Here is a 16,893-nt window from a genome sequence, read left to right on the forward strand (position 1 = left end):
GCCGTCGATTATCGTCGCGCCGCCGCCTGCGGTCTTGTACCGATTTGCTGTTGATACTGCGCCGGCGTGACGCCGTAGGTGCGCTTGAACCAGCGGTTGAGATGGCTCTGGTCGGTCAGCCCGGCCGCCGCCGCGGCTTCCGACGGCGATACGCGGCGCGCCAGCAGCTGCTTGGCGCGCGCGGCCCGGCGCGCCTGCACATACTGATGCGGCGTGACATGAAAGGCCGCCGTGAAGCTGCGCACGAAGTGGAATACCGACAGGCCCGCTTCCGCCGCCAGCGTCTCGACGCTCAGCGTTTCATCCAGCCTGTCCTCGATGCAGTCGAGCACGCGCCGCATCGACGCCATGCGCTGCCGCTCGCGTGCCGACACCTGCTGCTCGTTGCGCACATTGCACGCGTTGCGACCGTAGCGGGCGACGATGGCATCGACCAGCGGCGTGAAGCCCGATACGAAGGCGAGGTCGTCGGTTGCGGTCCACATCTGCCGGAAGACCCGATGAAACGCATCCGCCAGCGCCGGGTCGTGCACCGCGGCGTCAGGGAAAAAGGCTTCGCTGCCGGCCAGCGCATGCAGCGCGTCCGGCTCGATGTAGAGCATCTGGTAAGTCCAGCCGGCCTCGATCTCGGCTTCGCCGGTGTGCATCTCATCTGGATTGAGCATCACCAGCGTCCCGGCCGGCGCCAGATGCTCCGTGCCCTGATAGCGGAAACGCTCGACCCCGGCTTCGATGGCGCCGATCGAATAGCCGTCGTGCACGTGCGGCGCAAACGCATGGTCGATCAGGCGTGCGGAATACAGCTCCACGCCCGGAAGATGCGGGCTTGCCTTGAAGGTAACGAATTCGGAGGGATGCTGGAACATGGCGGAGTCCTTGCTGCATCCGCATTGCAGGCCTGCAATGCGGATGCAGCACGATATCACGCGATGATAAATCTTTGTCCGTCCCCATGCCGGAGTTCATGCGCGGCGTCCGGAAAGGCGGCGCCATAGTCCGAGCGCGGCCGCCATGTGCCGCGGCAACGCCAGCCATGCCGGCATGCGGCGTCTGCGCGGCAGGGCGATGATCTCGGCCGGCGCCAGCGCGGTCAGGCTGATCCAGCCGCCATCGTCGATCGCATGCGCCTGTCCTTCCGTCAATGCGATCGAAGACGACAGCAGCTGCTCTCCCAGCCATTGCGGCGCTTGCGTCAATGAAAGCCTGCCGCCGGCAATGACGATGGCGGCGGCCTGGCCGGCGTGCAGGTGCAGGGTTTGCCCGCGTTGCAGGCAATATCGTTCGGCGGCGCGTTCCATGATGGCTGTCCTTTCCTGGCTGTTGAACTGCCTCCATCGTAGGCGCCGAGGCTTGGCCGCAACAGGCACAGGAAACGCCGCGGTGCATCGTAACAGGGAAGCGCTTGCGCATCTGTTATCGTACGATTTGTCGACATCTATATCTGTTCAGGCAGCGCCTGGCGGATCATCATGCGGTATGGACGTCCCACCTCTCTATCGCCGGCTGGCAGACCATTATCTCGGCGCCATCAAGGCCGGTACGCTGCCGCGCGGCGAGCGCATGCCTTCGGTGCGCGCGATGATGCGCCTGCATCAGGTCAGCCTGTCGACGGCGCTGCAGACCTGCCGCGTGCTGGAAAGCGAGGGCTGGATAGAAGCGCGGCCGCGCTCCGGCTACTTCGTGCGCCAGCCGCAGCGCGCCGCCATCCTGCCGCTGGAGGAACCCAGCATCCTGAAGCCGCCGGACCCGGCGCAGTATGTCGGCATGCATGCGCGCGTCTCCGAATTCATCGCGCGCGGCCGCAGCCATCCCGTCGCCGTCAATTTTTCCGGTGCGCGCGCCGCGCCGGAATACTATCCGGCCGAGCAGCTGAAGAATGCGGCGATCCGCGCGGTGCGCCGCCATCCCGAAATGCTGGTGCGGGCATCGCCTCCCGGGGGCAACGCCTATTTCCGCGCCGTGCTCGCCAAGCGTGCGATGGCCGGCGGCATGGTGCTGTCGGCAGATGAAATCACCATCACCCACGGCTGCATCGAGGCACTCAATCTGGCGCTGCGCGCCGTCACCCAGCCCGGCGACACGGTGGCCGTCGAATCCCCGACCTTCTACGGCCTGCTGCAGATACTGGAAAGCCTCGGGCTGCGAGCACTCGAAATTCCGACCAGCGCCACGCGCGGCATCTCGGTCGATGCGCTCGACATGGCGATACAGGCGTATGGCAACATCAGGGCGGTGGTGGTGGTGCCGCACCTGCAGAATCCGCTCGGCAGCATCATGTCGGATGCCGACAAGGAGCGGCTGGTGCTGCTGTGCGAGCGGCACGGCATTCCGCTCATCGAGGACGACACCTATACCTCGCTTGCCGACGGCGATGCGCCGCTGCAGGCGCTCAAGGCATGGGACCGCAGCGGCAACGTGATTCACTGCGCCTCGCTGCACAAGATACTTGCACCCGGCATGCGGCTGGGATGGATGGTGGCGGGCAAGTGGCAGGCGCGGGTGGCAATGCTCAAGTATGCGCAGACGCGCGACAACGAGGAATGGTCGCAGATCGCGGCAGCGGAGTTTCTGTCTTCGCCCGACTACGACAGGCACTTGCGGAAACTGCGCGCCGCATTGCGGCCGCAACGAGAACGCATCGCCGAAACCATCGCCGCCAGCTTCCCGGCCGGGACGCGGCTCACGGTGCCGCAGGGAGGCATCACGATGTGGCTGGAACTGCCCGGCGGCCTGCCTTCATCTTTGCTGTTCGACGCGGCACTGAGGCAGGGCATACTGATCGCGCCGGGTTCGATGTTTTCCAACTCCGGCCGCTTCGATGCCTTCGTGCGCCTGAGCTGCGGCGCGCGGCATACGCCGGAGGTGGAGAATGCCGTGCGCAGCCTCGGGCAGATTGTGGGCGGCTTGCTGCGCGAGGCGGCTTAACGGGTTGTTTAGATTTACTGCTCGCGCAGCGCACGTCGATACTGGATCGCCTCGGCCACATGCGGCTGCGCAATCGCATCCGCTCCCGCCAGGTCGGCAATCGTGCGCGCCACTTTCAGCACCCGGTGGTACGCCCGCGCCGACCAGTTCAGCCGCGTCATCGCGGTGCGCAGCAATTGTTCGCCGCCGGCATCGGGCCGGCACAGCTCATCGATCTCTGATGTGGTCAGCGCCTGGTTGTATTTGCCTTGCCGCTTCAGCTGGCGTTCACACGCCTGGTTCACACGGGCGGCGATGGTCTGCGAGCTTTCGCCTTCGGCTTTCTTCAGCAATTCCTCGTGCGGAAGCGCGCCGACCTGGATCTGCAAATCGATGCGGTCGAGCAGCGGTCCGGAGATCTTGTCCTGGTAGCGCGCCACCATGTCGGGCGTGCAGCGGCAGCGGTTGGCGGCGTGGCCGAGATAGCCGCAGGGGCAGGGGTTCATCGCCGCGATCAGCTGGAAGCGCGCCGGGAAATCGGATTGCCGCGCCGCGCGCGAAATCGTGATATGGCCCGACTCCAGCGGTTCGCGCAGCACTTCCAGCACCTTGCGGTCGAACTCGGGCAGCTCGTCGAGGAAGAGCACGCCGCGATGCGCGAGCGAAATCTCGCCCGGACGCGGGGTGCCTCCGCCGCCCACCAAGGCAACCCCGGACGCGGTGTGATGCGGCGCGCGGAACGGGCGGGCCTTCCAGCGCGAGATGGAAAAGCCGCTGGTCAGTGACTGTACCGCGGCCGACTCCAGCGCCTCGTCATCGGTCATCGGCGGCAGGATGCCGGCGAAGCGCTGCGCGAGCATCGACTTGCCGGTGCCGGGCGGACCCACCATCAATGCGCTGTGCCCGCCTGCGGCCGCGACCTCCAGTGCCCGCTTGGCCTGCGCCTGGCCTTTCACATCGGAAAAGTCAGGATAGACCGGACGCGCCTCGTTCGCCTGCGCACGATGGCGGCCGAGCTTGGCTTCGCTGTCCCTGGCGGCGAAATGGGCGCAGACCTGCAGCAGCGAGTCGGCCGGATAAATCACGGCGTCGCTCACCAGCGCCGCTTCGTCGGCATTGGCGCGCGGCAGGATGAATGCGCGCCGCTTTCCCGAGGCATGTTCGGCGCGGTGCATCGCAAAGGTCATCGCCAGCGCGCCGCGGATGGGGCGCAGTTCGCCAGACAACGACAGCTCGCCGGCGAATTCATAGTTGCCGAGTTCGTCGGCCGGCATCTGTTCGGAAGCGGCGAGAATGCCGAGTGCGATCGGCAGGTCGAAGCGGCCGGATTCCTTGGGCAGGTCGGCGGGGGCGAGGTTGACCGTGATGCGGCGTGCGGGAAATTCGAAACGGGCATTCTGCAGCGCCGCCCGCACCCGGTCCTTCGATTCCTTCACTTCCGTTTCCGGAAGCCCGACGATGGTGAAGCTCGGCAGCCCGTTGGCAAGATGCACTTCCACCGTGACTTCGGGCGCGTGCATGCCTGCCAGCGCCCGGCTTTTCAGAACGGCAAGCGTCATCGGCTTATTTCGGCGTCTTCAGCAGGACTTCCAGTTCGGCGACGCGCGCTTCGAGCGCTTCCAGCTTGGCCCGGGTGCGCGCCAGCACCTGTGCCTGGATGTCGAATTCCTCGCGCGTGACCAGGTCGAGCTTCGAAAAGCCCTGGCTCATCATGGCCTTTACGTTCTTCTCGACATCCTTCATCGGCGAGTTTTCGATGACCTGGCTGATCTTGCTTTGCAGGTCATTAAAGAAGTTGTTCTTGTCCATCATCAATCCTTGTCTTAAAAAATCGCACCCGCGTGGTGCGCATGGAATGGAGCGCTTCAGCGTGGTGCATCTCAAATGGTGCGAGGCTCCAAATGCGGTGCATTCCTTGGCCAAGCAGGGGAGAAATGTAAAAAAAGATAACGCAATTGTGGCATGAAAACGATGGCATGAGTCCTGCTAAGTAGTTGGAAAAATGCAATACCAGTGTCTGTCCAACTCACAACAAAAGGGATTCGCAATGAAAAAAATGATTCTTGCTGCCGCCGTATTCGCCGCCTGCGCAACATCCGCTTCGGCACAGCAAGCAGCCGCCACCCCGGAGCACAGCTTCACCGGCAACCTGACCCTGGCAAGCGACTATCGTTTCCGCGGCATTTCCCAGACTTATCGCCGGCCTGCGATCCAGGGCGGCTTCGATTATGCGCACAGCAGCGGCTTCTATGTCGGCAACTGGAACTCCAACGTCAGCGGCAACCAGTTCCCCGACGGCGCCAGCCTCGAGATGGACTTCTACGGCGGCTACAAGTTTGAAGTCATGCCCGACCTGACCGCCGACGTCGGCCTGCTCAAGTACTACTACCCGGGCGCCTCCATCGCCGGCGTCAAGCCCGATGCACTGGAGTTCTACGTGGGCGCGACCTACAAGTGGTTCTCCGCCAAGTACAGCCACGGCATCAGCGACGATTACTTCGGCTTCACCAATGCCGACGGTTCCTACTACCTCGACCTGAACGCCAACTTCGAGATCGCCGAGAAGACCACGCTGGGCCTGCACGTCGGCCGCCAGAAATTCAAGAACTACGGCGCCTTCGATTACACCGACTACAAGGTCGGCGTCTCGCGCGACTTCGGTTTCGCCACCGTCGGCCTGGCGTATGTCGGTTCGAATGCCGATTCCGGTTCGTACACCTATTCGAACGCCAGCGGCACGCGTTCGAAGGATGTGAGCAAGAGCACCGTCGTTCTCTCGCTCTCCAAGACTTTCTAAATCTCCTGGAGGCTCATCATGAAACTGATCACTGCGATCATCAAGCCTTTCAAGCTGGACGAGGTGCGCGAGTCGCTCTCCGCCATCGGCGTGCAAGGCATCACCGTGACCGAGGTCAAGGGTTTCGGTCGCCAGAAAGGCCACACCGAGCTGTATCGCGGCGCGGAATACGTGGTCGATTTCCTGCCCAAGACCAAGATCGAAGCGGCCGTCGACGATGCGATCGTCGACCGCGCCATCGAAGCCATCGAAAGCGCCGCCCGCACCGGCAAGATCGGCGACGGCAAGATCTTCGTCTACGACTTGCAGCAAGTCGTCCGTATCCGCACGGGCGAAACCGGCAAAGACGCCCTCTAAGGATCCAAGGAGATTTCAATGAAGAAATTACTCGCCAGCTTCCTCGCGACCAGCACGCTGCTGTTCGCGGTAGGCTTCGCCCAGCCCGCGCTGGCCGCGGATGAACCCGCCAAACCCGAGGCAACCGCAACCGTCGTGGCGCAGGCCGCGGCGCCGGCTGCCGAAGCCGCAGCACCGGCGGCCGCAGCTCCCGCCGCCGCGGCAACGCCTGCTGCGGCAGCACCCGCAGCCCCGGCCGCAGCCGCGCCGGCGCCCGTCCCCAACAAGGGCGATACCGCCTGGATGATGACGGCCACCGTCCTCGTCATCCTGATGACCATCCCGGGCCTGGCCCTGTTCTACGGCGGCCTGGTCCGTTCGAAGAACATGCTGTCGATCCTGATGCAGGTGTTCATGATCTTCTCGCTGATCACGGTCCTGTGGGCGATCTACGGCTACTCGCTCGCCTTCACCACCGGCGGAAGCTTCATCGGCTCCTTCGACAGGCTGTTCCTGAAAGGGATCAACCTGGAATCGGTGGCGGCGACCTTCAGCAAGGGCGTGGTCATTCCCGAGTACGTGTTCGTGGCCTTCCAGGCGACCTTCGCAGCCATCACCTGCGGCCTGATCGTCGGCGCATTCGCCGAGCGCATCAAGTTCTCCGCCGTGCTGCTGTTCATCGTGCTGTGGTTCACCTTCTCCTACCTGCCGATCGCGCACATGGTCTGGTTCTGGGCCGGTCCGGATGCCTACACGGATGCCGCCGCCGCAGAAGCCGCGACCGCAACCGCAGGCTGGCTGTTCCAGAAGGGCGCGCTCGACTTCGCGGGCGGCACCGTGGTTCACATCAATGCCGCAGTCGCCGGCCTGGTGGGTGCCTACGTGATCGGCAAGCGCGTCGGCTACGGCAAGGAATCGATGGCCCCGCACTCCCTGACCATGACCATGATCGGCGCATCGCTGCTGTGGGTGGGCTGGTTCGGCTTCAACGCGGGTTCGGCCTACGAGTCCACTTCCGCTGCAGCCCTGGCCATGGTCAACACCATCCTCGCCACGTCCGCCGCAACCCTGTCCTGGTCCTTCGGCGAATGGATGGGCAAGGGCAAGCCGTCGATGCTCGGCGCTGCTTCCGGTGCCGTCGCCGGCCTGGTGGCCGTCACGCCGGCCGCTGGTTTCGTCGGTCCGATGGGCGCACTGGTGATCGGCCTGCTGGGCGGCATCATCTGCCTGTGGGGCGTCAACGGCCTCAAGCGCATGCTCGGCGCTGACGACTCGCTCGACGTGTTCGGCGTGCACGGCGTCGGCGGTATCCTCGGCGCGCTGCTGACCGGCGTGTTCGCATCGCCGTCGCTCGGCGGCACGGGCATCTATGACTATGTCGCCAACAAGGTTGCAGAAGACTACTCGATCGCAGGCCAGGTCTGGATCCAGCTCGAAGGCGTGCTGGTCACCGCAATCTGGTCCGGCATCGTCGCCTTCGTGGCCTTCAAGCTGGTCGACCTGATCGTCGGTCTGCGCGTGCCGGAAGAGGAAGAGCGCGAAGGTCTGGACATCTCCAGCCACGGCGAATCCGCTTACCACATGTAAGCATACCGGCAACAATCGCTTGTTTCCCCGGCTCGCATGCGAGCATTGAAAACGCCTCTCCGGAGGCGCTTTTTTATTTCCGGTCGGATAAATCCAACCTGCGCCGCGGCCGGCACCCCCGCTCATGCTTGGCAGTCATGCAACAAGGAAGGCGCTGCCGGGCGATCACGGACATTAACCCCCACAAACCGTGATGTTATTGCCCATTCGGCGCCAAGCCGACCACGCGCTTCGGGGATTACCATTAGAATCAATATCGTTCCGAAACGGCAAAACCGCGACGGCGAGTTGAAAAGCGCCGTGCCGCCCCGATATGGGGTGTGCGCGCGGCAGCCTGACATACGTCTCGGATTACGCTTGAAACACCGGCATGCCGCGTCCAGCCGCTTTTTGCCGCCCTCTGCCGACGTTCGCGGCAGACGCGCCGCGGACAAATGGGAGAAGGGCCTGGCGTCAAGGCCATCGGCCAGCCGGTGAAACAGAGCACCTCATACTTGGAAGGTTTATATGGTTCCGCACCTAGTCACGGCCCTTAACGGTCCGCTACTCGATCTCGAAAAGAAAATCCTGGCTGCGACTCCGGCCATCGAACGCTGGTTCCGCCTCGAGTGGCAGGAACATACGCCGCCGTTCTATTGCTCGGTGGACCTGCGCAACGCCGGCTTCAAGCTGGCCCCGGTCGACACCAACCTGTTTCCCGGCGGCTTCAACAACCTCTCTCCGGAAATGCTGCCGCTGGCCGTGCAGGCCGCCATGGCCGCGATCGAGAAATATTGTCCGGACGCCAAGAACCTTCTGCTGATCCCCGAGCGCCATACCCGCAACACCTTCTACCTGCAGAACGTCGCCCGCCTGATCCAGATCTTCCGCCAGACCGGCCTCAACGTGCGCCTCGGCTCGCTCTCGGAAGACGTGAAGGAGCCGACCAACATCGACCTGCCCGACGGCAGCACGCTGACGCTGGAGCCGCTGGAGCGTTCGTCCAACGGCCGCCGCCTCGGCCTGAAGAATTTCGATCCCTGCACCGTGCTGCTCAACAACGACCTGTCGTCCGGCATTCCCTCGGTGCTCGAAGGCCTGCACGAGCAGACGCTGCTGCCGCCGCTGCATGCCGGCTGGGCGGTGCGCCGCAAGACCAATCACTTCGCCGCCTACGATGAAGTGGTGAAGAAGTTCGCCAAGCTGATCGACGTCGACGGCTGGATGCTCAATCCCTATTTCGCCCGCTGCGGCGAAATCAATTTCCAAGAGCGCACCGGCGAGGAATGCCTGGCGACCAACGTCGACATGCTGCTCACCAAGATCCGCAAGAAGTACAAGGAATACGGCATCAAGGAAACGCCGTTCGTGATCGTCAAGGCCGACGCCGGCACCTACGGCATGGGCATCATGACGGTTCGGGACGCGAGCGAAGTGCGCGACCTCAACCGCAAGCAGCGCAACAAGATGTCGGTGGTGAAGGAAGGCCTGGAAGTGTCCGACGTTATCATCCAGGAAGGCGTGCATACCTTCGAGCACATCAACGAGGCGGTGGCCGAGCCGGTGGTCTACATGATCGACCGCTACGTGGTGGGCGGCTTCTACCGCGTGCATTCCGAGCGCGGCGTGGACGAAAACCTCAATTCGCCGGGCGCGCATTTCGTGCCGCTGGCCTTCGCCCAGCAGCATGCGCTGCCCGACCTGCAGGCCAAGCCGGGCACCGCGCCGCCGAACCGCTTCTACATGTACGGCGTGGTGGCGCGCATGGCCCTGCTGGCGGCTTCCATCGAGCTCGAGAAGACCGACCCCAACCCGGAAGTCTACTGATGAAATTCGCTTTCCTCGCCGACCCGCTCGACCAATTCAAGATCTACAAGGACACGACGTTCTCGATGATGGCCGAGGCCGCGCGCCGCGGCCATGAAGTCTATGCCTTCCAGCAGAAGGACATGGCCTTCGAGGGCGACCGCGTGACGGCCAACGTGGCGCGCATCACCATGACCGGCGATCCCGACGAGTGGTACCGCGCCGATCCGGCGGCTTCCGTGTCGCTGGACATGTTCGACGCGGTGCTGGTGCGCAAGGACCCGCCGTTCAACATGGAATACATCTACCTGACCTATCTGCTCGAAATCGCGGAGAAGCAGGGCGCGCGTGTGTTCAACCGGCCGGAGGCGATCCGCAGCCACAACGAGAAGCTGTCGATCGCGCAGTTCCCGCAGTTCACCTCGCCCACGCTGGTGACCAGCGATGCGAAGCGGTTGAAGGCCTTCCATGCAGAGCACAAGGATGTGATCCTCAAGCCGCTCGACGGCATGGGCGGCACCGGCATCTTCCGGGTCAGGGAAGACGGCATGAACCTCGGTTCCATCATCGAGACGCTGACCTTCAACGGCGTGCATTCCATCATGGCGCAGCGCTACATTCCCGACATCGTCAAGGGCGACAAGCGGGTGCTGCTGATCGGCGGGCAGGTTGTGCCGTATTGCCTGGCGCGCATTCCCCAGGGCGGGGAAGTGCGCGGCAACCTCGCCGCCGGCGGCCTCGGCGTGGCCCAGCCGATCTCCGAGCGGGACCGGGAAATCGGCGAGACGCTCGCACCGATCCTGTTCGGGCGCGGCCTGCTGCTGGTAGGGTTGGATGTCATCGGCGACAAGCTGACCGAAATCAACGTCACCAGCCCGACCTGTTTCCAGGAAATCACGCAGCAGACCGGGTTCAACGTTCCCGGCATGTTCATCGACACACTGGAAAAGCAATGACAACCACAGGTGCCGAAAACCTCGGCAGCCACCGGCAAAGACCGCAACAAGGGACCAGGCCGCAAGCCAACATCAATACGGGCCTGCAAGAGCAACCATGATCGGGATTCTCCTTTTAACCCATGCGCCGCTGGGCAATGCCTTCATCGATGCGGCGACCCATGTGTTCCGCGCCCGGCCCGAACGCATGGAAGCCATCGACGTGCGCGCCGACCAGGACACGGCCGAAGTCAACCGCGTCGCCCAGGAAGCCATCATCCGGCTCGACGACGGCTCGGGCGTGCTGGTGATCACCGACGTCATGGGCGGCACGCCGTCCAACTGCACGCTGAAACTGTGCAGCCCCGGCCATGTGGAAGTGATCGCCGGCATCAGCCTGCCGATGCTGCTGCGGGCGCTGACCTACCGCAATGATACGATTGACGTTGTTGTCGAAATGGCGCTCGCGGGAGGGCAGAGCGGCGCCGTGCGGGTCGACAACCGCGTCCGCCTTTCTCCCAACTGAACCACTGACAAAAGAAGAAGACCACCCGAGACATGATTCAACAGGAAATCGAAATCGTCAACAAGCTGGGCCTGCATGCGCGCGCATCGGCAAAACTCACCCAGCTTGCGGCAAAATACAAGAGCGAAATCTGGATCAGCCGCAATTCCCGGCGGGTCAATGCCAAATCCATCATGGGAGTGATGATGCTGGCGGCCGGCAAGGGCGCCAAGGTGACGCTCGAAACCGACGGCGCGGACGAGAAGGAAGCGTTCGATGCCTTGGCCGAGCTGATCCGCAACCGGTTCGGCGAAGGCGAATAAGCCGGTTCGACCGGCACACGATCAGGGACAGGTACACCGATGGCTTCCTTCACGCTCCATGGCATTCCGGTATCGCGCGGCATCGCGATCGGCCGCGCCCATCTTCTCGCGCCCGCGGCGCTCGACGTCAAGCACTACCTGGTGTCGGAAGAGCAGGTCGAAGCGGAAGTGCAGCGGCTGCAGAAGGCCATCGCCACCGTCCACCGCGAGCTGCAGACCATCTGGAACGAGCTGCCCAAGGATTCCCCGGCCGAACTCGGCGCCTTCATCGACGTGCATGCGCTGATCCTGTCGGACCCGATGATCGCCGAAGTGCCGCTCGACATCATCCGCTCCCGCCATTACAACGCCGAATGGGCGCTGGTGACGCAGATCGACGAATTGTCGGCGCAGTTCGACGAGATCGAGGATGCCTACCTGCGCGAGCGCAAGAGCGACATCCAGCAGGTTGGCGAGCGCGTGCTGAAGGTGCTGACCGGTACTGCATCGCCCTTGCCGCAGACCGACAGTGAGGAAACCGCCGGGCGCATGATCGTTGTCGCCCACGACATCTCGCCGGCCGACATGCTGCAGTTCAAGGACCGCGCCTTCGGCGGCTTCGTCACCGATCTCGGCGGCCAGAATTCGCACACCGCGATCGTCGCCCGCAGCCTCGACATTCCGGCGGCGGTCGGCATGTACAACGCCTCGGCGCTGATCCAGCAGGACGACTGGGTGGTGATCGACGGCGATGCCGGCGTGGTCATCGTCGATCCGGCGCCGAATGTGCTGGAGCAGTACCGCGAGCGCCAGGCGCGCCTGCTGCGCGACCGCAAAAAGCTCAGCAAGCTCAGGAAAACCCCGGCCGTCACCAGGGACGGCACCGCCATCACCCTCTTGGCCAACATCGAACTGCCCGAAGACTGCCCGCCCGCGCTTGAAGCCGGCGCGATGGGCGTGGGCCTGTTCCGTTCCGAATTCCTGTTCATGGGCCGCACCGGCCCTGCGCACAAGCTGCCGTCCGAAGATGAGCAGTTCGAGTCCTACCGCAAGGCCGTAACGGCAATGAAAGGCCGTCCGGTGACCATCCGCACGCTCGACATCGGCGCCGACAAGCCGCTCGACACGGTCGAGCACACCGCGCTCAATCCTGCCCTCGGCCTGCGCGCCATCCGCTTCTGCCTGGCCGAGCCGCAGATGTTCCTGGCGCAGCTGCGCGCGATCCTGCGCGCATCGGCCTACGGTCCGATCAAGCTGCTCATTCCGATGCTGGCGCATGCCTTCGAGATCGACCAGTCGCTGGCCATGGTCGAGCAGGCCAAGGCGCAGCTGCGCGATGCGGGCAAGAAGTTCGATCCGCTGATCCAGGTCGGCGCGATGATCGAGATCCCGGCGGCGGCATTGACGCTGCCGCTGTTCGTCAAGCGCATGGATTTCCTGTCCATCGGCACCAATGACCTGATTCAGTACACGCTGGCGATCGACCGCGCCGACCACGAGGTCGCGCATCTCTACAATCCACTGCACCCGGCGGTGATCTACCTGCTGGCCAGCACCATCGCCACCGCATCCAAATCCGGCGTGCCGGTGTCGGTGTGCGGCGAAATGGCCGGCGACACCAAGCTCACGCGCCTGCTGCTGGGCATGGGTCTGCGCGAGTTCTCGATGCATCCCACCCAATTGCTGGCGGTGAAGCAGGAAATCCTCAACAGCGATCTCAACGAGATCGCGCCGCACATGAAGAAGATCCTGAAAACGATGGAACCGGCGGCGATCGCGGCTGCCGTGGAGCAGCTGCGCAGCATCTGAAGCTTGCAGCCTGAGGCCTGAAGCGTGACAGCCGCAGGCGCGCAGGGCGGGCGCTACCGTTTCCCAATCCGCAAATGAAAAGAGGGCCGAAAGGCCCTCTTCGTGTTTCTCGTTTTCTTTTGCATCGGCTGCTGCTCAGCCGATGCATTCCTCGAACGATAGCGTCACGTCGAGGTTGATGCCGGCGCCTCGCTTGCAGGCAGGCTGGCCTGCTTCTTCGCCTGCATCCGCTTCCACAGCATCGGTGCAAACAGCAGCACCGCAGTCAGTCCCAGCACGCTGGCCGAGATCGGATGCGTGAAGAAGATGCTGGCATCGCCCTGGCTGATCGACAGCGCGCGGCGCAGCTGCTGTTCCGCCACCGGACCGAGGATCATGCCGACGATGGTGGGTGCGACCGGGATGTCGTAACGGCGCATCAGGAAGCCGATCAGGCCGATGATGTAGAGCAGCAGCAGGTCGAACCAGGAATTGCGCAGGCCGTAGGCGCCGAGCGTGGCGAAGATCAGGATGCCGCCGTAGAGCAGCGGGCGCGGGATCGACAGCAGCTTGATCCACAGGCCGACCAGCGGCAGGTTCAGCACCAGCAGCAGGACGTTGCCGATATACATCGAAGCGATCAGGCCCCAGACCAGCAGCGGCTGGGTTTCGAACAGCAGCGGACCCGGCTGCAGGCCGTACTGCTGGAAGGCCGCCAGCACGATGGCTGCGGTCGCCGAGGTCGGCAGGCCGATGGTCAGGAGCATCGCCAGCGTGCCGGTGCTGGCCGCGTTGTTGGCCGCTTCCGGTCCGGCCACGCCCTCGATCGCGCCCTTGCCGAATTCCTCGGGATGCTTGCTCAGCTTCTTCTCGATCGCATAGGACAGGAAGGTCGGGATCTCGGCGCCGCCGGCCGGCATCGCGCCGATCGGGAAGCCGAGGAAGGTGCCGCGGATCCAGGGCTTCCAGGAGCGTGCCCAGTCCGACTTCGACATCCAGATCGAGCCCTTGATCTGCTCCAGCTTGTCTTCGCCCTTGTTCAGGTAAGTCGCCAGGTAAAGCGTTTCGCCGACGGCGAACAGACCCACCGCCGCCACCACGACGTCGATGCCGTCGAGCAGCTCGGGAATGCCCATGGTGAAGCGCGCCTGGCCGGTCTGGCCGTCGATGCCGATCAGGCCGATCCACAGGCCGAAGAACAGGCTGGCGAGGCCGCGCGCAACGGAGGAGCCGAGCAGGGTCGACACGGTCACGAAAGCCAGCACCATCACCGAGAAGTATTCGGTGGGGCCGAACTTCAGCGCCACGTTCACGACCAGCGGCGCCACCGCCGTCAGCAGCACCACCGAGATGGTGCCGGCGACGAAGGAGCCGATCGCCGAGGTCGACAGCGCCGGGCCGGCGCGGCCGCGCTTGGCCATCATGTTGCCTTCCAGCGCGGTGACGATGGTGGCCGATTCGCCCGGGGTGTTGAGCAGGATGGAGGTGGTCGAGCCGCCGTACATCGCGCCGTAGTAGATGCCGGCGAACATGATCAGCGCGCCGGTCGGATCGAAGCTGCCGGTGGCGGGCAGCAGCAGGGCCACCGTCAGGGCCGGGCCGACGCCGGGCAGCACGCCGACCAGGGTGCCGAGGGTGACGCCGATGAAGCCGAGCAGCAGGTTCTGCAGGGTCATTGCCACTGCAAAACCGGATAACAGGGAGTTCAGGATGTCCATGCTTATGCGCCTCCCAGGAAGCCGAGGAGACCGGCCGGCAGATTGAGGCCGAGGCCGAGGGTGAAGATGAAATAGGCGGCGGTCGACAGGATCAGTCCGACCACGATGTCGCGCACCAGCTTGCGGCTGCCGAAGCCGCGCGCGATCAGGATGAACAGGAAGGTCGAGGCGAGGATGAAGCCGGCCCAGGCAATGGCGGCCATGTGTACCAGCACCGCTGCCGACAGGATGCCGAAGGCCAGCCAGTCCGGCGTGTGATGGGCTTCCTCGTCAGGCACGTTGCGCCAGCCGCCGGAAACCGCCTGCCAGGTCAGGATGCCGCCGAAAATCAGCAGTCCGGCGCCGATCAGGTTGGGAAAGGCGCGCGGCCCGATTTGGGAGTATCCGCCGCCGGCGGAAATGTCCTGCGTTCCGACCAGCGTGAAGATCCCCAGGCCGATCAGGCCGAGCGAGACCAGCAGCTCTCCGAAAACGATAGGAGAACGAGATGTCATGTTGTCACCTAGGAGTGAGGGTATCTGAGGTTTAGACCAAGGTTGCCGCAACGGCAAGGGTTATCGGCATGCGCTCTGATGTAAGTACGGACGCAATACTGTCGTGCATGTAATGAATCGCTTTTACAGGCGGAGAACGTCACCAACAAATTGGCAAGTCCCCCGGCGCTCCTTCCCCTTCAAGGGGAAGGTTGGGATGGGGATGGGTTATAGCAGCACCCGTTTCAAACCCATCCCCACCCTAACCCTCCCCTTGAAGGGGAGGGAATTTCGAGGTCTTGACGAATTGCAGATGGATCTTGGCTTTAGAAGACAATGCAATTCATTGAAGGCCGAAAACGACGAAGCCTAGATAATGGCGAGCCGGCAGCCCGTAACATTGAGTGCCAGCCCGCCATCCGCTTACTTCTTCGCCAGACCGAGGCTGCTGATGATCTTCTCGGTCTTGGTGATCTCGCTGTCGAGATAGGTCTTGAAGGCGTCGCCGGGCAGGTAGGCGTCGCTCCAGCCGTTCTTGGCCAGCGCGTCCTGCCAGGACTTGCTGCGCACCGCCTTGTCGACGACCATCATCAGGTCCTTCTTCTGCTGGTCGTTGATGCCGGGAGCCGCGAAGACCGCGCGCCAGTTCGACAGCTCGACGTCCACGCCCTCTTCCTTCAGGGTCGGCACTTCGATGCCCGGCAGGCGCTTGCCGGAGGTCACGGCGATCGGGCGCAGTTTCTTGGCTTCGATCTGGCCGGCGAACTCGTTGTAGCCGGACAGGCCGACAGTCACGTGGCCGCCCATGATGGCCGCCTGCGCTTCGCCGCCGCCGGCGAACGGGATGTAGTTGATCTTGCCGACGTCGACGCCGGTCGCCTGCGCGATCATCGCCACGATGATGTGATCAGTGCCGCCGGCGGAGCCGCCGCCCCAGGACACGCTGCCCGGATTGGCCTTGAACTGGGCGATCAGGTCCTTGACCGACTTGATCGGCGAGCTGGCGGGAACCACCAGCACGTCGTACTCGCCGGTCAGGCGTGCGATCGGGGTCACCTGCGACAGGTTGACCGGCGACTTGTTGAGGGCGATGCCGCCCACCATCACGCTGCCGCCGATCAGCATCGCGCCGCCGTCGCCCTTGGCGGAATTGACGAACTGCGCCAGGCCGATGGTGCCTGCGGCGCCGCCCTTGTTGTCGACCTGGACTTTCTTGACGTCACCGGCCTGCTGGACCGCTGCCTGCAAGGCACGGCCGGTCTGGTCCCAGCCGCCGCCCGGATTGGCGGGCACCAGAATCTTGACGGCGTCGACGGCAAGGGCGGGGGCGCTGGCGATGAAGCCGAGCGCGGTGACGGAAGTGAGCAGCCAGCGGCTGAGGGAATGCTTTCCTGCTTTCATGTGAATCTCCTTGTTTAGACTGGTAACCCCGGTGGTAGGTAGCCGAGTGCCCGGGTTTGTGCACCTTTTTCTACTTTAAACGACCTTAGCTTGCAATTTGCTTTCGATGTCCAAAGTTTGGCTTATATCCAGAATGCTCGACGCCCAATCCGGCTTTCCGGCAAAGATTCGGCAGACGGTTCGCTTTCCCGGTCTCCCGCTTGCTACGCGGGTTTGACGCCTCAGGCCGACTTAGTTATTCTTATGCAAGGCGCCGATTTGATAATCAGCTTGCGGGCGCGTAATAAATACGGCTAAAGCGTGCCCTACTATGCGCCCCAATTAGCCCGATAAGCTGTCCGCTTCTCGGGCTTTTTTGTGTT

General features: G+C 63.7%; 17 protein-coding genes. 10 read left to right on the forward strand and 7 right to left on the reverse strand.

The features are described from left to right. Nucleotides 1–8: 8 nt before the first annotated feature. Together IGW03_RS24895 and IGW03_RS24900 are read right to left on the reverse strand one after the other, a co-directional pair. Nucleotides 9–866, reverse strand: a complete 858-nt coding sequence (locus IGW03_RS24895) for an AraC family transcriptional regulator (protein ID WP_194725233.1) — start codon at nt 864–866, stop codon at nt 9–11. Nucleotides 867–962: 96 nt separating this feature from the next. Continuing rightward, entirely contained in the window at nt 963–1,298 is a 336-nt protein-coding gene (locus tag IGW03_RS24900; RefSeq protein WP_194725234.1) for a hypothetical protein, read from the reverse strand. A 178-nt stretch (nt 1,299–1,476) separates the two neighbouring features. On the opposite strand from IGW03_RS24900, the gene IGW03_RS24905 reads away from it, so the two are divergent. Further along, nucleotides 1,477–2,925: an aminotransferase-like domain-containing protein gene (locus IGW03_RS24905; RefSeq protein ID WP_194725235.1), complete on the forward strand. Its 1,449-nt coding sequence runs from the start codon at nt 1,477–1,479 to the stop codon at nt 2,923–2,925. Nucleotides 2,926–2,939: 14 nt separating this feature from the next. Here IGW03_RS24905 and IGW03_RS24910 read toward each other — a convergent pair whose 3' ends face one another. Then, the gene (locus tag IGW03_RS24910) at nt 2,940–4,463 is read right to left on the reverse strand and encodes a YifB family Mg chelatase-like AAA ATPase (protein WP_194725236.1); all 1,524 of its coding nucleotides are present in this window, start codon (nt 4,461–4,463) and stop codon (nt 2,940–2,942) included. A gap of 4 nt (nt 4,464–4,467) precedes the next feature. Then, nucleotides 4,468–4,713: an accessory factor UbiK family protein gene (locus IGW03_RS24915; protein WP_194725275.1), complete on the reverse strand. Its 246-nt coding sequence runs from the start codon at nt 4,711–4,713 to the stop codon at nt 4,468–4,470. Between IGW03_RS24915 and IGW03_RS24920 the strand changes: the two genes are divergently transcribed. The 9 genes from IGW03_RS24920 (at nt 4,706) to ptsP (ending at nt 12,960) form a co-directional block, all read left to right on the forward strand. Further along, complete coding sequence (locus tag IGW03_RS24920; RefSeq protein WP_194725237.1) at nt 4,706–4,870, forward strand: hypothetical protein; 165 nt, start codon at nt 4,706–4,708, stop codon at nt 4,868–4,870. The two genes, IGW03_RS24915 and IGW03_RS24920, sit on opposite strands and share 8 nt — an antisense overlap. A gap of 81 nt (nt 4,871–4,951) precedes the next feature. Continuing rightward, the gene (locus IGW03_RS24925; RefSeq protein WP_194725238.1) at nt 4,952–5,701 is read left to right on the forward strand and encodes a TorF family putative porin; all 750 of its coding nucleotides are present in this window, start codon (nt 4,952–4,954) and stop codon (nt 5,699–5,701) included. Between the two features lie 18 nt (nt 5,702–5,719). Then, nucleotides 5,720–6,058, forward strand: a complete 339-nt coding sequence (locus IGW03_RS24930; protein ID WP_194725239.1) for a P-II family nitrogen regulator — start codon at nt 5,720–5,722, stop codon at nt 6,056–6,058. Between the two features lie 18 nt (nt 6,059–6,076). Further along, nucleotides 6,077–7,624, forward strand: a complete 1,548-nt coding sequence (locus IGW03_RS24935) for an ammonium transporter (protein WP_194725240.1) — start codon at nt 6,077–6,079, stop codon at nt 7,622–7,624. Nucleotides 7,625–8,131: 507 nt separating this feature from the next. Continuing rightward, nucleotides 8,132–9,430 (forward strand): glutamate--cysteine ligase, encoded by a 1,299-nt coding sequence (gshA, locus tag IGW03_RS24940; RefSeq protein WP_194725241.1) that lies wholly within the window; start codon nt 8,132–8,134, stop codon nt 9,428–9,430. Beyond that, complete coding sequence (gene gshB / locus IGW03_RS24945) at nt 9,430–10,365, forward strand: glutathione synthase (RefSeq protein ID WP_194725242.1); 936 nt, start codon at nt 9,430–9,432, stop codon at nt 10,363–10,365. The genes gshA and gshB overlap by 1 nt, the downstream gene beginning before the upstream one ends. A gap of 97 nt (nt 10,366–10,462) precedes the next feature. Further along, nucleotides 10,463–10,870, forward strand: coding sequence for a PTS sugar transporter subunit IIA (locus tag IGW03_RS24950; RefSeq protein WP_194725243.1), 408 nt, complete (start codon nt 10,463–10,465; stop codon nt 10,868–10,870). 32 nt (nt 10,871–10,902) lie between these two features. Further along, nucleotides 10,903–11,172: an HPr family phosphocarrier protein gene (locus IGW03_RS24955; protein WP_194725244.1), complete on the forward strand. Its 270-nt coding sequence runs from the start codon at nt 10,903–10,905 to the stop codon at nt 11,170–11,172. A 39-nt stretch (nt 11,173–11,211) separates the two neighbouring features. Continuing rightward, nucleotides 11,212–12,960: a phosphoenolpyruvate--protein phosphotransferase gene (ptsP, locus tag IGW03_RS24960; RefSeq protein ID WP_194725245.1), complete on the forward strand. Its 1,749-nt coding sequence runs from the start codon at nt 11,212–11,214 to the stop codon at nt 12,958–12,960. A gap of 164 nt (nt 12,961–13,124) precedes the next feature. On the opposite strand, the gene IGW03_RS24965 is transcribed toward ptsP, so the two are convergent. The 3 genes from IGW03_RS24965 to IGW03_RS24975 form a co-directional block, all read right to left on the reverse strand. Continuing rightward, a complete protein-coding gene (locus IGW03_RS24965) occupies nt 13,125–14,657 on the reverse strand; it encodes a tripartite tricarboxylate transporter permease (RefSeq protein ID WP_194725246.1) in 1,533 nt (510 codons plus the stop codon). 2 nt (nt 14,658–14,659) lie between these two features. Beyond that, a complete protein-coding gene (locus IGW03_RS24970; protein ID WP_194725247.1) occupies nt 14,660–15,151 on the reverse strand; it encodes a tripartite tricarboxylate transporter TctB family protein in 492 nt (163 codons plus the stop codon). Between the two features lie 402 nt (nt 15,152–15,553). Next, nucleotides 15,554–16,531, reverse strand: a complete 978-nt coding sequence (locus IGW03_RS24975; RefSeq protein WP_194725248.1) for a Bug family tripartite tricarboxylate transporter substrate binding protein — start codon at nt 16,529–16,531, stop codon at nt 15,554–15,556. Between the last annotated feature and the right edge of the window lie 362 nt (nt 16,532–16,893).

This window comes from Noviherbaspirillum malthae, assembly GCF_015352985.1.
Classification (GTDB): Bacteria; Pseudomonadota; Gammaproteobacteria; order Burkholderiales; family Burkholderiaceae_D; genus Noviherbaspirillum; species Noviherbaspirillum malthae.

Excerpts from the sequence above, each read along its gene's own strand:
- IGW03_RS24895 (WP_194725233.1), bottom strand. The coding sequence starts at position 866 with ATGTTCCAGCATCCCTCCGAATTCGTTACCTTCAAGGCAAGCCCGCAT.
- IGW03_RS24900 (WP_194725234.1), bottom strand. The coding sequence starts at position 1,298 with ATGGAACGCGCCGCCGAACGATATTGCCTGCAACGCGGGCAAACCCTG.
- IGW03_RS24905 (WP_194725235.1), top strand. The coding sequence starts at position 1,477 with ATGGACGTCCCACCTCTCTATCGCCGGCTGGCAGACCATTATCTCGGC.
- IGW03_RS24910 (WP_194725236.1), bottom strand. The coding sequence starts at position 4,463 with ATGACGCTTGCCGTTCTGAAAAGCCGGGCGCTGGCAGGCATGCACGCG.
- IGW03_RS24915 (WP_194725275.1), bottom strand. The coding sequence starts at position 4,713 with ATGGACAAGAACAACTTCTTTAATGACCTGCAAAGCAAGATCAGCCAG.
- IGW03_RS24925 (WP_194725238.1), top strand. The coding sequence starts at position 4,952 with ATGAAAAAAATGATTCTTGCTGCCGCCGTATTCGCCGCCTGCGCAACA.
- IGW03_RS24930 (WP_194725239.1), top strand. The coding sequence starts at position 5,720 with ATGAAACTGATCACTGCGATCATCAAGCCTTTCAAGCTGGACGAGGTG.
- IGW03_RS24935 (WP_194725240.1), top strand. The coding sequence starts at position 6,077 with ATGAAGAAATTACTCGCCAGCTTCCTCGCGACCAGCACGCTGCTGTTC.
- gshA (WP_194725241.1), top strand. The coding sequence starts at position 8,132 with ATGGTTCCGCACCTAGTCACGGCCCTTAACGGTCCGCTACTCGATCTC.
- gshB (WP_194725242.1), top strand. The coding sequence starts at position 9,430 with ATGAAATTCGCTTTCCTCGCCGACCCGCTCGACCAATTCAAGATCTAC.
- IGW03_RS24950 (WP_194725243.1), top strand. The coding sequence starts at position 10,463 with ATGATCGGGATTCTCCTTTTAACCCATGCGCCGCTGGGCAATGCCTTC.
- IGW03_RS24955 (WP_194725244.1), top strand. The coding sequence starts at position 10,903 with ATGATTCAACAGGAAATCGAAATCGTCAACAAGCTGGGCCTGCATGCG.
- ptsP (WP_194725245.1), top strand. The coding sequence starts at position 11,212 with ATGGCTTCCTTCACGCTCCATGGCATTCCGGTATCGCGCGGCATCGCG.
- IGW03_RS24965 (WP_194725246.1), bottom strand. The coding sequence starts at position 14,657 with ATGGACATCCTGAACTCCCTGTTATCCGGTTTTGCAGTGGCAATGACC.
- IGW03_RS24970 (WP_194725247.1), bottom strand. The coding sequence starts at position 15,151 with ATGACATCTCGTTCTCCTATCGTTTTCGGAGAGCTGCTGGTCTCGCTC.
- IGW03_RS24975 (WP_194725248.1), bottom strand. The coding sequence starts at position 16,531 with ATGAAAGCAGGAAAGCATTCCCTCAGCCGCTGGCTGCTCACTTCCGTC.